Below are 15,154 nucleotides of genomic sequence, written 5' to 3' on the forward strand. Positions count from 1 at the left end.
TAGTTTTAAATGATTAAAGTAAAAACATTTTTGAATCGACTAAAATATCAAAGGGCTGAATTTTCAGCCCTTTGATATTTTCACATTTAAATGTTGAAATCCTCATACCAGTTTTGAACCTCAGACGGAAATATAAATACGATCTTCTTATTGCAACCAATTTAATTCATTAAAGCATTCTTTCTTATTATCTTAGGGAGAAAAAAAATACGCCTTTAAAAAAGGAAAATTGATACTCCTTTTAAAAGAAGTATTAGTAATGCCTTAACTAAATAGTGTTTAAACCATTACAAACTGAGGTTATTGCTTTATAAAGGAGCTAAGCTAATTACACTAATTTAAGTCTGACATCCTGTAATACTCAATGTGCAGATAAAGGAGAATAAATGGAAAAAAGCAGAACCAACTAGATCTGCTTTTTTTAAATGAAATTATCTTACTTTTTATGCCATCGTAAAAATTCATTTTAAGTATTTTATTATTTTTCACTTTTCATTCGAAATTGGTTACAATTACTCCATCCGTATTGTTACCCGAAATTTCATAATTAATTTGATCATTTATGTTTATTTCTCTGCCTTTTGAAATAGGATAATATTTTATTGTGTAATTTTTCCCATTATTGTTAATATTTATTTGTTTTTTTGCCCTTAGGTACGCTAGATATTCTTCTAAAACAAAATTCTTTTCCTTCATTATCGCACTATGTGGCAAACCAACATAGCGGATATGCCAAGGTTCAAATTTAATTCCTGTTACATCCGTTTTATCTCTTGGATAACGTAAAATGAACCCATATTTCCAGGCGTTATTTTCTATCCATTTTCCTTCAGGCGCATTAGCCATCTTCATTTGTGTTGATCCTACATCAATAGACAAGCCTAAATTATGCTCGCTATACCCGGCGGGCAAGGCATATGCAGAACCTATTTCTCGATAAATTTTACTTTGCTTTTCAAAATCTCGATAACCACTATTTATGGTGAAATTAGTAACTCCATCTTGTTCTGCAGCAGCAATCATCTCTGAAAATCTCTGCGCTATTTCTTCTGACAAATAAATTTCGTTATCAAACAATTTGAATCCTACTGTCAATTCATTATGCGTAGATAGATTTATAATATCCGACCTAATACTTTCTTGTTGAACTGGAATTTTACTGTTGACCAACAGCAGATTTCCCTGATAAATTTGTTCTTCTCCAATCGTTATTTTAGGGATATTTTCAGAAGTATTTTTTTCCTCTACTTTGTTATCTACATTTATATGTTTTGGTATTTGACTTACTACTTTTGTTCCAAATAACGGTTCAACATTTATGAAAGTTAAATACACACACATTAGTATTAATAAAAATAGTAATCCCCACTTCTTCATATTTTTAATTTCCTCCCTAATCTATTAATTCATTTTCTCTTCTGATATGGCTGTTATATCTAGTAACCAATGAGAACTACTGCTTTTGGTATTCCGATAACTAAATAATAATTTGTCACTACTTTTTTAGGGATTCATTTTACTTACTCGATTCTTACATTGTTGTAATGTTGAATTATATATAAATTTAACTTTTTGAGCTTTTAGGTGAGAAGAAAAAATACCAAGAAAAAATTCTTGGTATTTTTTGGCGTATTCTTTTATCAATTAAGAAATACATTTTGATAATTATCTCTCGAGAATTACAATTTAAGATAATAAATTGGTAAATGAATCCAAATAAAAGTTAACATTAATAGAAATGGAAAAATAAAGGAGTGTTGAAACTCATGTAAATTGGATCTTAAAAATCTATCTATTTTGCTCAATTAATGTCACAGAAATATAAAATATTGATAGAAAAGTATCGTGTTGTCTTTTATTTATTTAAATAATAATGTTGCAGTCCACATCAACATATAAAATAATGGTTCTGCAATAATTAATAACATAACACCTCCTAGAAATAATATTGCAATAAGTTTCAGGATTGAATTCATTTTTCCCCTCTTTTATGACAAATTAACTTCTCTTTTTTATTTTTGTCTTTATGACTTGGTAAATTTGAAAAATCATATTTGTTTATTTAATTTTTTTATATTAGAATCCAGGTATTTGAACGCTTCTTTATTTAATAATTTTTCTTTTTACACGATCTCCAATGGTGCTTAGTAACTCATTTGTAATCGTGCCAGTCAATGAGGCTATCTCTTCACAACTTATCGTTTCAGAACCGTCTTGTCCAATCAAGGTTACTATGTCACCTTGTCGAATGTTGCTGATTTCAGTTACATCTACGGAAAGTTGATCCATGGAGATGTTTCCTATTATTGAAGCTCGTTGGCCGCAGATTAATACCTCACCTCCTAGTTTAGATAACTGTCTAGGAATACCATCTGCATATCCAATAGTAACCGTCGCAACGACACTTTCACGGGCTGCGGTAAAACTAAGTCCATAACCTACTGAATCCCCAGCTTTTATTTTGTTGACACGTGAAACTCTAGCTTTGAGTGATAAAACGGGCAATAAATTTATTTTTGAGCCCACAGAAGTGTCCTTTTTAGAGAGAACACCGTATATTGCAAGTCCCGGTCTAACCATATCCGATTGCATGTAGGGATGATTGATTATGCCATAACTATTAAGAATATGAATCTTTCCTGGGTTATATCCATTTTCTCGTATGTGTTCAGCTATTTTTTGAAGGCGATTATACTGTACACGCGTGAAATTAACATGTCGATCCTGGAGACTATCGGCTACGGCTAGGTGACTAAAGGTTCCTTTAATTTGTAAATTCTTCTGCCTGTATATCGATAATATTTTGTCTGTACGTACATAAGGTTCACCTAAACGGTTTAAGCCGGTATCGATTTTAACGTGAACTTTTATAAGTTTACCAAAATTCCCAAGACGCTCACCATCTTCTGCATTAACAACTGTTTGAGTTAGGTCGTAAACTAAAAGATCTTCCAAACGGTGTGTTGGCGTGTATCCAAGGATCAGAATTTCTTCTAGTATCCCATAGTTTCTCAGTTTGATTGCTTCATCTATTTCTGCTACGGCAAAATGATGTACCCCGGACTGTACTAACCGTTTTGCAATATCCACACTCCCGTGGCCGTAAGCATTTGCTTTAATAACTCCCATAAGCTCTGTTCCTCTAGGAAGGAGATCCATTAACGCAATAACATTATTTTCGAGCCTAGAAAGATCAATTTCGACCCATGCCCTATAGTCCTCACATATCATTTCCGGTCCCCCCATTTCAAATAATGCGTAGTTACGATAAAACCATCTACGTTATTACCAGAGATTGTCCAGTTACAATCGTTAGCCGGAACTGTAATAGTGGTAAAATTTCGCTCTGCAAACGTGAAATAAATTTCATATAAATGATCACCTAGCTCTAGATATAGATGTTTTTTCCCATATTGAAATTGTTTTATATAGTTGATATATTCTTCCAAACATAAATTCTTCTGATCAATAATGACTGAATGCGGATGTCCTACAAATCGATAATGCCAAGGTTCATCTGCAATACCTGTTATGTCACTTTTTTCATCTTTGTACCTACGGATAAAACCGAATTCAGTGGCTTCTTCTCGAAATTTTCTGCCTACTCCTTTATCTGGGAATTCTGGTCTGATATAATCAGTCTCCAATTGATGAATGCCAACATCCACGGCTAATCCAGTTTGGTGTTCACTCGCACCTGGTAAAGCAACGTACTTCGTAGTGAATTCTTTTCCGTTTTCTATTAAGGATTTACAATAGAGCTTATTCTGTGCTTCCCTCGTTCTGTAACCACTAACGATTGCGATTTCTTCCCTTCCTCCGCAATAATCAATTAAATTAGTAAGCTGAAACGTGCATGCTTTCTCTAATTGAATAAAAGGTTCTTCGGGTGATACGACTTGAAGCATATCTGTTGGCAAATGGATTAAGTCCGGAGAGAGCATCTTAACTGGGTGATTCCTGTTTACCAAAATCAGTTCTCCTTCATGTATTTGATTCTTTTGTAAAATAATGTGGTCAGTTTCCTTTTCTTTAAATTTGGGAACAGAACTCCAAATACTAATAGTTTTCTCCATTAAATCCCTTCTCTCTCCAATGAAGTTTGTATTAAGCGATCGAGTAGCTCTGTAAATCCGATTCCTGCTCCACGCATCATGTTCGGATAACGACTTGTCTCTGTAAATCCTGGAAGTGTATTTACTTCATTAAATAAGAGAGTTCCATCAGGCGTCAGGAATAAATCGATCCTTGCTAGCCCATTACACCCAAATAAGCGATAGATACATAGTGCGATTTCTTTTGCTTCTTTCTCCTTTTCGGGACTAATTCGAGCAGGCATATGAATAGTTGAACTGCTAAGCGTATACTTTTCAGTGTTGTCAAAAAATTCACCTGATAAGGAAATTTCATCTATTAATCCTATAGTAAGATCACGATTTCCCAAAACAGCACATCCTAATTCAATACCTTCAACATGAGACTCGATAATTATTTTGTTATCATGTTCCCACGCTTCATTTAAACCTGCTACCAATTCATCTCGGTTGTAAGCTTTTGAAATTCCAATTGAAGACCCAGATCGAGCTGGTTTAATGTAAAGGGGATAATCCAATCTTTCTGCCTCCAAAATAATATCTACATCCAATACTTCTTTTGTTGCTATAAAAAATGGAGGAACGTGAATTCCTGCCTCTTTAGCCAAAATTTTAGACAGAGGTTTGTCCATACACATTGCTGATGATATAAGATCGCAACCGATGAAAGGTATGTTCGCAAGTTGCAAAAGTCCCTGAATGGTACCGTCTTCACCGTTTATTCCGTGCATTACTGGAAAAACGACATCAAGTGAGGTAAAGCGGTATTCTGTATTAACAAGTTCAATTAATCCCTTCATGGAACGATCAAGAGATAATTGCGCGGGAATACAACCTGAATGGTCACTCCAGCAATCCTCTTTGATGGCTTCAACATCTCCACTGTATCGAAACCAGCGTCCTTGTCTTGTAATTCCGATCATTACCACATCATATTGATCTCTATTTATATGTTGAATAACAGAAGAAGCAGATGAAAGTGATACTTCGTATTCAGTAGAAACTCCACCAAATAATATTCCTACAGTAAGTTTTTTCATTTATATGCACTCCTTTGAGTAAATTTAATTCGTTGTCTTAGACACCTTATTTATATCACTGATGCAACCGGTTAACGTATCGATTAATCTTTCTGTTTCCTTACAGAATTGTAAGGTTTCCATTGTTAATTTCATTTAAGGATCATATGAAAATGGATGTGTTAAGAAATAAAATAGCGATCTATTTAAGCAAACAAAAAATAGCATCCAACCTTTGTAGTTGGATGCAAAAATAAAATCCTATTTTTAGCTCTAGATAAGATGTTTTTTTATTACATTCAAATAACTTTTAAAAATAATAAGGAAATAAACAATCTGATAGAGCAAGAAAGTGCTCAAAACGGTAATCGTGGCAGTGCCAACATCTAGCTTAAAAATCCTTTTCATAGCTTCTAAAGCAACTGTAGAGTGAATTGTTGCAACGATATACGGTAATAAGAACATAACGCCAATTTCAATTGAAATAATTTTTTTCATTTCCTTAAAAGATACCCCTATCTTATGCAATTGTTTATATTTCTGTTTATCACTTTCCTCATCCATATAATATTTGTTATAGATAAAGCTTCCTGTCGCTACAAAGAAAATAATGCTTAAGAAAAACGATAAAAACATAATCGTACCATATGCTCTTTTTTCAGTCTCATAAATATGGGATTTCGACAAAAATAATGAATTAGTATTATTTCCGAAATTTTTCTCAAACTTATCATAAATCGTATAAGTATCTGTCCAATCTTTCACATTAAAAAAATACTGAGCATATTTTGAAGGTATTAAATATTTGTTTTCAATGCGATTAAATAACTCATCATTAATCACATAAAATGAGTAATCTTGTTTTGGTATTGATAGTTCAATACTTTCCTTAATATGAACCTTCACTCCTCCAACCGATTTAAGAATATTTTCGGTTGGATTTTTTGGATTAATGATCTTAATGGCTTCATTCTTCTTTAAGATTAATGGTATTAAGTTTAAATTTTTTGCAAATTGATTATATACACTAGATTTCATTACAACTATTTCAGGGGCATTCTTTTGTTTAAGATATTTATTTTCGACAACTAATTTTTCATAAGATAGACTATTTTTCTTTAATTGATCTTCTATAAAATGAACTTCTTTTGCAGTAAATGGGGCTTCTTTATGATAACTTTCATACGTAAACGCTATCGGATATCTCTTTTCTATATCTCTTAAGGTATTTGTCCAAAAAGTGAAAGAAGCGCCACTTAATATTACAGCTGCTGTAGAAGTGATGGTAATAATGAAATACATTCTGGCATTATCACGTATGCGATGAAATAAATTAGAGACCCAAATTAGATTGGTGCTTCTTAAATAAAAGTATTTATTTTTTTTCAATAAATCAATTCCAAAAATAATGAATTGGGAAAATAATAAATAAGTGGCAATAACGACTATACCGATAATGATTAATATTAATTTCTCTAGAACAAACCCTGCAAAAATACCTCCTTTAGAAATAAGCCAATAAATCCAACTATTCTCTATTAAGTTACCAGAGATAAATACTGCATATATTTGATTTACAAAAAAAGATAATATATATCCTGAAATTAATAAAATAAAGGCTAAGAATGCAATATACTTTGAATATTTAGGAGCAGGACTAGCTGATATTGTTGCTTTTAGTAAATGCAGTATTTCTTTTTCCTTTACAAACAATGATGTGATTAATGAGACGAAAATGCCAAGTAACAAAAAACAAACAAGTGAAATAAGTATAGCTTTTATCGGAAAATAAAACGGTAAAGAAGGAAGCCTAAGAAGTTTTTCGATGATTTCCAAAAATAGTTTGGAGAACACTAAGCCAGTAATGATGCCGCTAATTGTTGCAGCCATACTAATTATCATATTTTCAATATAAATCATCTTAAGAAGTTGTCTTCTTGAAATGCCTAGCGTATATAGAATTCCAAATTCTTTATACTTTTTTTTCAATAATACACCGCTAGAATAAAATACATAGAAAAACAAAAACAAATAAGTAATAAATTCCGCGCCAAAAAGAGATACCTTGATATAGGACTTGAATGTTCCTTTTTCGGAATGAAGTATAAACATGGTCAAAGAGAAAAATAAAGTTGCGGAAATGAATATACTTAAAAAATATGCGAAATAAACCTTGCCATTGCGTATGACTTTTCTGGTCGCAAACTGTTTAAAATCCATAAGGATCTCCACCTAAAAGTGAAAGGACATCAATTACTTGTTGATAGAATTGCAGTCTACTCCCTCCACTATGAATTTCATTATAAATCAAACCATCTTTAATGAATATAATCCTCTCACAATAACTAGCTGCCACAGGGTCGTGCGTCACCATAATTGTTGTCAGCTTTTGTTCTTTATTAACTTTCTCAAACAATTCCATCACAGTTCTAGCTGATCTGGAATCTAAATTTCCAGTCGGTTCATCTGCCAAGAGTAGTGAAGGATTATGAATGATCGCTCTAGCTATTGCTGTTCTTTGTGCCTCACCACCTGAAACTTCATAAGTCCTTTTGTCAAGAAGATGATCAATCCGTAAAGTTTTTGCGATACTATACAACTTACTCTCTTGCTCTAATACGGAAATATTATCTAAGGTAAGTGGTAACACCACGTTCTCTGCAATTGTTAAAGTATCGAGTAAATTAAAATCTTGAAAGACAAAACCAAGCTCCCTACGTCTAAAGAGAGCTAAATCATCACTATTCAACTGTTTTGTATTAATACCTTTAATTTGAATTTCACCAGTTGTTGGTTGATCAACAGTAGAAATCAAATTAAGTAATGTAGTCTTTCCGCTACCCGATGGCCCCATAACTCCGACAAATTCTCCAGGTTCAATTGAAAAACTTATATGTTTTATAGCGTGAGATATTACTTCTTTTCCGTAGTTTTTACTTAAATGACTAACTTTGAGCATTTCCATTTTCTAGCCTCCTTTTAATCAAAATATATATCTATCGTTTCTTTACAAGCGAGTCATATTTATTACTCTATTCTTACATTATTGTAAGGTTTAAGCGTAAATAAAAAGAACATGTATAAAAGTAAAACATGTTCTTTTTATTATTAGATATGATTTGTTAAAATATTATCAAACAAAATACTGACCTTAGTACCTCGGTTCACTTCAGATTCAATTAAAATTTTATGATTTAAGTTTTCACAGATCTTTTTTACAAGATATAGACCCATTCCAGTAGATTCTCCTAATATTCTGCCGTTTTCACCTGTGAAGAAAGGTTGAAAGACTCTCCTAATATCCTTTGGATTTATCCCAATTCCTTCATCAATCACTTCCAATACAACATACTTTTCTTTTCTAAAAGCAGAAACTGTCAAATATTTTCCTTTCCCTTTAGAATATTTGATGGCGTTTGTAATCAATTGCTCAATTACAAATTTAAGCCATTTTACATCGGTATATACTTCAATTGCTTCATCTACTTTTACTTTAGGCATTATATTATTCTTGATAAATAGCTTTTTTTCTTGACTGATACTTTCCAATACTAACGATTTCAAGCTTTTCTTTTCGATCACAAAGTCACTTTCAAAGGAATCAATTCTAGCATAATATAAGGCCATATTTAGTCCTTTTTCAAGCTTTAATGCTTCATCACTCAAACCGTGTGCATAAGCTTCTCCAGCGTGTGCTTCAAGCTGAAGCCGGATGACCGAAAGTGGTGTCTTCATTTGATGTACCCATTGATTGATAAAGGTTAAATGTTCTTGATGTTTTTTGTTTAGTTGATTCATGTTTATTTCAAATAATTGGTATTGCTGCCGTAACAAAGAAGTTAGATGTCTTCCCCAAAAGGAATCACCTTGATCTAAAGAAGTTTCCTCAATAGAATCGAATTTACTTTTGAATAAAATATAGAGGTTTTTAGTTTTAATAAATTTCCACCCTAAAAAAACGGTAAGAATGAAAGAATTGAAAATAAAGATATATATAGTATCAAAAAGTGGAAAATTCCCAGCAAGAACACAATAAAAAGTAGTTAAAATCACGGAGAAATAATAAACAACAATAAACGGTTGGTGCTCCTTTAAAAATAAATTCATTATTCTAACCTCCTACCAACTCTTGTTTAATTTGTAGCCCAAACCCCTTATTGTTTGAATTCCATTCGCAATATTAAGGTCTTGTAGTTTTTTTCTTAGCCTTGTTACATTTACGTTTAGAGTGTTTTCTTCAACAAAATCGGAGTGATCCCACATTTGTTCCAAGAGATAGTCTCGGTTAACCACCTTAGGGTATGTCTGAATCAGACTTTCTAGCAAAATTGCTTCTTTTTTTGTCAAGAGGATCGTCTTACCTTGAAACGAGACTTCTAGTCTTTCAACGTAAAATTTTAATCCTTCCATTTCGATTATCCGCTCACCTAAAGGATTAGCATAATCCCCAATGGCCCGTCTTATATGGCTATTTATTTTGGCCATCACTACTTCATATGAGAATGGTTTTGTAATATAGTCATCTGCACCATTTTCAAGAGCCCTAACTTGATCCAAACCGCTTTCTCTAGCGGAAATAAAAAGTATAGGGACCTTAGATTTTTCCCTTATCCTCCTGCACCAATAAAATCCATCAAACCTTGGTAAATTTACATCAAGTAAGACTAGATGTGGTTTGATGAGAAGAAATTCTTCCATAATGTTTTCAAAGTTTTCAACAATTATAGCTGATAGGCCATATTTATCAATGTGTTCTTTAAGTAAACGACTAATTGAAATATCATCTTCAATAATATAAATCGTATAGTTCATAAAATACTATGCCTCCAAAATTGGATCCACTCCAGAATCTAGGAGCTTAATTCTCAGTAACCAATCCAAATATCTTTTCGTAAAATTAATTCAATAAATCCAATCATATATTAATATAATCTCATGAAAGTTAAATATTAAAACGTCTTTATCGATTTTTCGGTATAGTTTCGATGTATTTATGTTTAAAGACAATTCATCTGCTATATTTTGTTATATTTAACGTTCAAATATGAATAATACTAAAAAAACAAAATATAAAAGAATATCCCTACTCCATAAATTGGAATAGGGATATCTACTAACATTATTTTTTAGTCAAATTCAATCTGTGAACACTGCCACCCTGTGTACCTACAAACAAAAATTGTTCATCAGGGGAAAGTTCTAGTGCTGTAGCGTTCCTATTCTGTAATCCATTGGAAATATTTTTCCAAGTTTTCCCTCCGTCAACACTCATTAATACGCCTCGACCTTTTTTTAGAAGACCGTATTCTCTAAATGCACCCGTGGCTGCATAGATGATTTTGCTATTTTTCGGAGAAATAAGAATATCATTTATTTTTATATGAAGCTCATCACTTCCCACACCTTGTGCTTTTTCAAAGGTTTTGCCACCATTTTTACTTAAATATAAATGGTTTCCACCGACCACTATATGCTTTGGATTTTTAGAATCGATCGAAATACTGTTCACAGAAATATTTTGAATTTTCTCGAAAGTTTTTCCCTTATCCTTAGATAAGAATAAACCTTCGTTTCCACCTGCCCAAATTCGATTAGGATCCTTAGGATCAGCAGCTAATGCAAAGAAGATGTGGTTTTGTTTATACTTTTTCCAATTTACTCCACCATCTATACTTATGATGATTCCACGTTCATTCGTTAATGGAATGTAATAAGAAATGATGATTTGATTAGAATCGGTTGGACTAACTATCAAATCAAGTGGAGGTACTTTAGGTTTAGATTTTAGATCCCATTTTTTACCACCGTCTTTACTACTATAAAAATACGGTCCATCTGTACCTGAGCGTATTTTGTAAACAACATTCTGTTCTTTTGGAGAAGTAGCAATATGTTGTACAGCTTCTCCCACCATACCTTCACTTCCTGATGTTCCCCATTCTAAAACAGACGAATCAACCTTTTTTTGAGTTGGTAAAGGCGTCATGTAAGTATTTGAGATCGTACCTGCAAGTAATTGATATCCTTTAGAGTTACGAGCAATAGCTAAACTGTAAATATTTGCTCCAGGAATTCCAATTCGTTTATAAGACTCACCATCATTTTGAGTCTTATAGATTCCTGCTTGATCAGATGCTACATAAAATTGTCGTTTTTCTTTACCCGTAGATTTTGGACCTAATTCAAAATCAATTTCATACGATCTATACCCAGGGAGTGGTTTTTTCATTACTTTCCATGATTTACCCTTATCGTCACTTCTCCAAATCCCATCATATGCTGTCCCAACATATATATTCCTTTCTAGAATTTCAAGTCGAGATACACTCTTAAATGGTATACCATTGTGTGTTAATTCCTTCCAATCTTTACCTTTATTTAATGAAATGTACATACCATTCTTATCGGTATTAGTTGTACTTGCGATTAAAATATCATCATTTGCGTCAATCTCATTTATAAATGTACCATTTTGTGGAGTATACAATAGTTTTGATTTAGCAACACCAGAGAATACATCTTTAATAACATTTATTCCTTCAAAGTATGAGTAAAAGTAAAGGTCATTGTTATGAAGTTTTGATTTAGTAAGATTTGTCCACGAACCCGGCTTCTTTGTCCAATTGATTCCACGATCCGTGCTAACATAGATTTCGTGTTCAGTTATCATAACTAGTTTTTTCCCTGATTTATCTATCATTAAATCTACTATAAAGACGTTTGGAGAAGGTAAATTTTTCCATGATTTCCCACCGTCATTACTAGTTACTATTTTACCAATGTAAGTAGGATCACTTTGATAAGAATTAAGAGCTACAAACAGATTTTTGTCATTTGTAGGATCAACAACTATTGCTCTACCATCCCCATCTGCCGCAGGAAAATTTTGATACTCATTCCACGTTTTAGCGTTATCTTCAGAACGGAAAAATGATAGATGCTGCTTCCCTAAAACTCTCATTTGATTAGAATTCTTTTTACCAAAATTTATCAAACCAGTATTTGAGTATGGACCAACTGATTTCCAATTAGTCTCTTTTTCTTTATTTGGGGTTAATTTTTCCATATAACCTGAACCGATAATTGTCATTTCTTCATTTAAGGAATTTTTAATTTTCGAACTTGAATCAATTCGATAGATACCTGATTCATCAATTGGTAATTTAGCCTTCCACCATCTGCCTTGGTCTAAAACAGCAGTCACTTTTTTAGTTTTTCCATTTGGAGTTCTTAATGTCACTTTTGGTGCTTGTGACAATTGAACTGGACTGTAAATATAAGCCGTTGATTCATTTACAGTTGAGGGTGTTGGATCTGGTGTAGCAGTAATCTGGAAATGTCTTACAATAAACTGGTATGGTATCCTTAAATGTTGTGAATTTTTCCCAGTTTTAATTTTACCTTCTACCCAACCAGTGATATTCGTATCTTGTTCAGGTCGTTTCATGTTAATATTCACTGTAACATTAACCGGTCTACCGGGTTTTATTTGAATATGTGATGGGTTTACTGTAATAGCAGCTTCTGATTTTATATCGTCTTTAATAGTGAAATCGATCTCAACAGGTTTATCGCCGTAATTATTCAAAGTTAATGTTGCGCTTTTCTGAATTTTAGAATCTTTCAAATCTGCCATGCCGAAATTTAAGGCATTTGGAGATGCAACCACATTGGTTTCTACAGCAGCTTTGATATCCAATCTTCCAGCACCTTGTGAATCGACATCATATGATGAAAGTCGATTCACCGTTTCTTTTAAATTACTAGAAATATCAGTGCTCTTCCAAGTCGGTTTAAGTTGTTTCAATAGTGCAGCTGCACCTGCTACATGAGGGGCTGCCATGCTTGTCCCGCTTAATCTTGTATAACCAGAATCATTGTACTCAGTCTTAATGTACGTAGATTTTATTTCAACACCTGGTGCTACTAGATCAGGCTTTCCATTGAAGTCACCACGTGAACTAAAGCTTGCCATAAGATCCGTTCCGTCTTTTCCTGTCAACATTAATTTAACAGGTCCATTGGCCAAGTTTGACTTTATTTCCTGAGCTGTTGAGTCATCAGTCCCCATAGCAATCAATGAATCAAGCCTTCCATCCATTGAAGAACTTGCTTTGAATTGATGTTGTCCAATGAATTTGCTAAAAGGATTGGATTTTTCTAGAGATGATGTAACATTTCCTATTCCAGCTCCAGGACCAGCACTATCATCCTGGTCTGGCTGGAAAAATACGGTAGCGTATGCACCTTTTTCTTCTGCTCTGATTGACTCTGTATAGGCATGTAAATATGGATTAACATCGTGTGGTATTTGAATAAGTACAATTTTTCCTTTTACATCTTTACCTTCAAATTTTTCAGAACCACCTTTTCCAACATCTACCACCTCACGAGTTGTCGGTGCCTCTTGTGGATTTGCTGAAAAATCAAGGCGACTAACTTTCAAATTCTCTTTAACTGGGGAAATCATTTTCAATTCAGGAACTTTTATGCCACTTAAACTTGCCCCAACAGCAAGTACACCTTTTGCAATTGCTGGTGCTCCGATCGTACCGTAATCAGGGCCATTATTACCGGCAGCAGCAACTACAACTACACCTGCATCAACAGCATTTTGAGCAGCTTTCGAGACGGGATCGTTCTCATCACCTGCACCACCAAGACTCATATTAATAACATCTGCAGGGTATGGATTATCTGGGGATATAGATGCTTCTATTCCTGCAATAACATCGGAGGTACTTCCTCCTCCATTATTGTCCAAAACTTTATAAGCAGTAATCGAAACATCGGGTGCTACTCCCATTAAATTTCCATTCGCTCCGATAATACCAGCGACATGTGTTCCATGTCCTTGGTCATCCATAGGATCAGCATCTTTATTGACAAAATCATAACCACCAACAATTTTATGTCCAGCTCCAAGCGCCCCGCCAAGGTCTGGGTGTGTATAATCGACACCGGTATCAATTACTGCAACTGTGACTCCTTTACCAGTAGCATCTTGATTATTTTTGTCTTTTTTATTCCAAACATCAGTAGCGCCAATTAAAGGAACGCTTTTTGTTAAATTTGCTCGAACTTCCTTATCCGGATAAACTGCTTTTACACCAGGAAGTGAGCGCAATTCTTCTAATTTATTTTTAGGAACCTTTAATGACATACCGTTAAAAGAAAACGTAAATTCATTTGATTTGGTGTATGGAATTCGCTTATCCTTTACTTTTTGTAAGACTTTACCATGTGATTGTCTTAAGCTTTCAATTTGCTGGTTCAATTTTCTTTCTGTGTTACTTGAAGTAGCTCCGATCAGTTCCGTTTTCGGCAAGCTTTCAATGGCAGGTACGCCTTCCATCTCGACTATCACGCTTGTCATCTGATCATCAGGATTAATTTCTTGTGCCTTACTATTTGGAAAATCGAATAAAACATTAGCATTAGAGATTACAAGGGTTGAAGCAACAAAGCCAACTGCGGTTCTTTTCTTTAACCAATTAGTTCTTTTTTTCATTTCGTTATCCTCTCTAATAAAAATAGCATTTTTTTATTTTTGATTAAGTAATTAATTAGATGTTAAATGTTTAATTAAGTATTTTTTTAAAGACCAATTGTTAATTCTGTTTAAAAACGACTTAGCTTCTTCGTACTCCACCTTCCTATCTAAACAATTTACTATCTGCTACTTTTCCTCCTTTTTAAAATATCTGAAGCCATATATAAATGTAATAAATGGTTGGATATGTGAACAATACAGAATTTTAAATGGTTATGATTAAGTATTTAGATAATAAACACTTAAATGAAAAAAACTATGTCATAAGTACTATATTGTTAGAACTAATCACTTTAAAATAGAAAAAAATATTCTTAAATACTCATAAATAATCTAAATGTACTTTTAAAAAAAGGTGTAGTTGAAATTGTTAAAAAAGTGGGCTCGCATTATTAAGTTAATTTGTTGATTGATTTTATTTATTAGTTACGAATAAGCGAGAAAGAGGGATGTTTATACTTTTTAAAAGTTGAATAATATACCACATT

9 protein-coding genes are annotated in these 15,154 nt (G+C 33.1%); all 9 read right to left on the reverse strand.

Annotated features, from left to right (window positions below; genetic code table 11):
- Positions 1–492: 492 nt before the first annotated feature.
- Positions 493–1,377, reverse strand: coding sequence for a VanY-A/VanY-F/VanY-M family D-Ala-D-Ala carboxypeptidase (gene vanY / locus CN925_RS09140; RefSeq protein WP_098845944.1), 885 nt, complete (start codon positions 1,375–1,377; stop codon positions 493–495).
- Between the two features lie 726 nt (positions 1,378–2,103).
- The gene (gene vanT / locus CN925_RS09145; protein ID WP_180232913.1) at positions 2,104–3,231 is read right to left on the reverse strand and encodes a serine racemase VanT catalytic subunit; all 1,128 of its coding nucleotides are present in this window, start codon (positions 3,229–3,231) and stop codon (positions 2,104–2,106) included.
- Entirely contained in the window at positions 3,228–4,076 is an 849-nt protein-coding gene (locus CN925_RS09150) for a D-alanyl-D-alanine carboxypeptidase family protein (protein ID WP_098845946.1), read from the reverse strand. Before CN925_RS09150 ends, vanT begins: the two co-directional genes overlap by 4 nt.
- On the reverse strand, positions 4,076–5,134 hold the full coding sequence (gene vanG, locus CN925_RS09155) for a D-alanine--D-serine ligase VanG (RefSeq protein ID WP_098845947.1): 1,059 nt from the start codon (positions 5,132–5,134) through the stop codon (positions 4,076–4,078). Before vanG ends, CN925_RS09150 begins: the two co-directional genes overlap by 1 nt.
- Before the next feature lie 252 nt (positions 5,135–5,386).
- Positions 5,387–7,333 (reverse strand): FtsX-like permease family protein, encoded by a 1,947-nt coding sequence (locus tag CN925_RS09160; protein WP_098845948.1) that lies wholly within the window; start codon positions 7,331–7,333, stop codon positions 5,387–5,389.
- Positions 7,323–8,078: an ABC transporter ATP-binding protein gene (locus CN925_RS09165; protein WP_098845949.1), complete on the reverse strand. Its 756-nt coding sequence runs from the start codon at positions 8,076–8,078 to the stop codon at positions 7,323–7,325. The genes CN925_RS09160 and CN925_RS09165 overlap by 11 nt, the downstream gene beginning before the upstream one ends.
- A gap of 143 nt (positions 8,079–8,221) precedes the next feature.
- Entirely contained in the window at positions 8,222–9,220 is a 999-nt protein-coding gene (locus tag CN925_RS09170) for a sensor histidine kinase (RefSeq protein WP_098845950.1), read from the reverse strand.
- A 12-nt stretch (positions 9,221–9,232) separates the two neighbouring features.
- On the reverse strand, positions 9,233–9,925 hold the full coding sequence (locus CN925_RS09175) for a response regulator transcription factor (protein WP_098845951.1): 693 nt from the start codon (positions 9,923–9,925) through the stop codon (positions 9,233–9,235).
- A 307-nt stretch (positions 9,926–10,232) separates the two neighbouring features.
- Positions 10,233–14,624, reverse strand: a complete 4,392-nt coding sequence (locus tag CN925_RS09180) for a S8 family serine peptidase (protein ID WP_098845952.1) — start codon at positions 14,622–14,624, stop codon at positions 10,233–10,235.
- Positions 14,625–15,154: the final 530 nt, after the last annotated feature.

Source organism: Bacillus sp. AFS055030, from assembly GCF_002574545.1.
In the GTDB taxonomy this organism is placed as follows: domain Bacteria; phylum Bacillota; class Bacilli; order Bacillales; family Bacillaceae_G; genus Gottfriedia.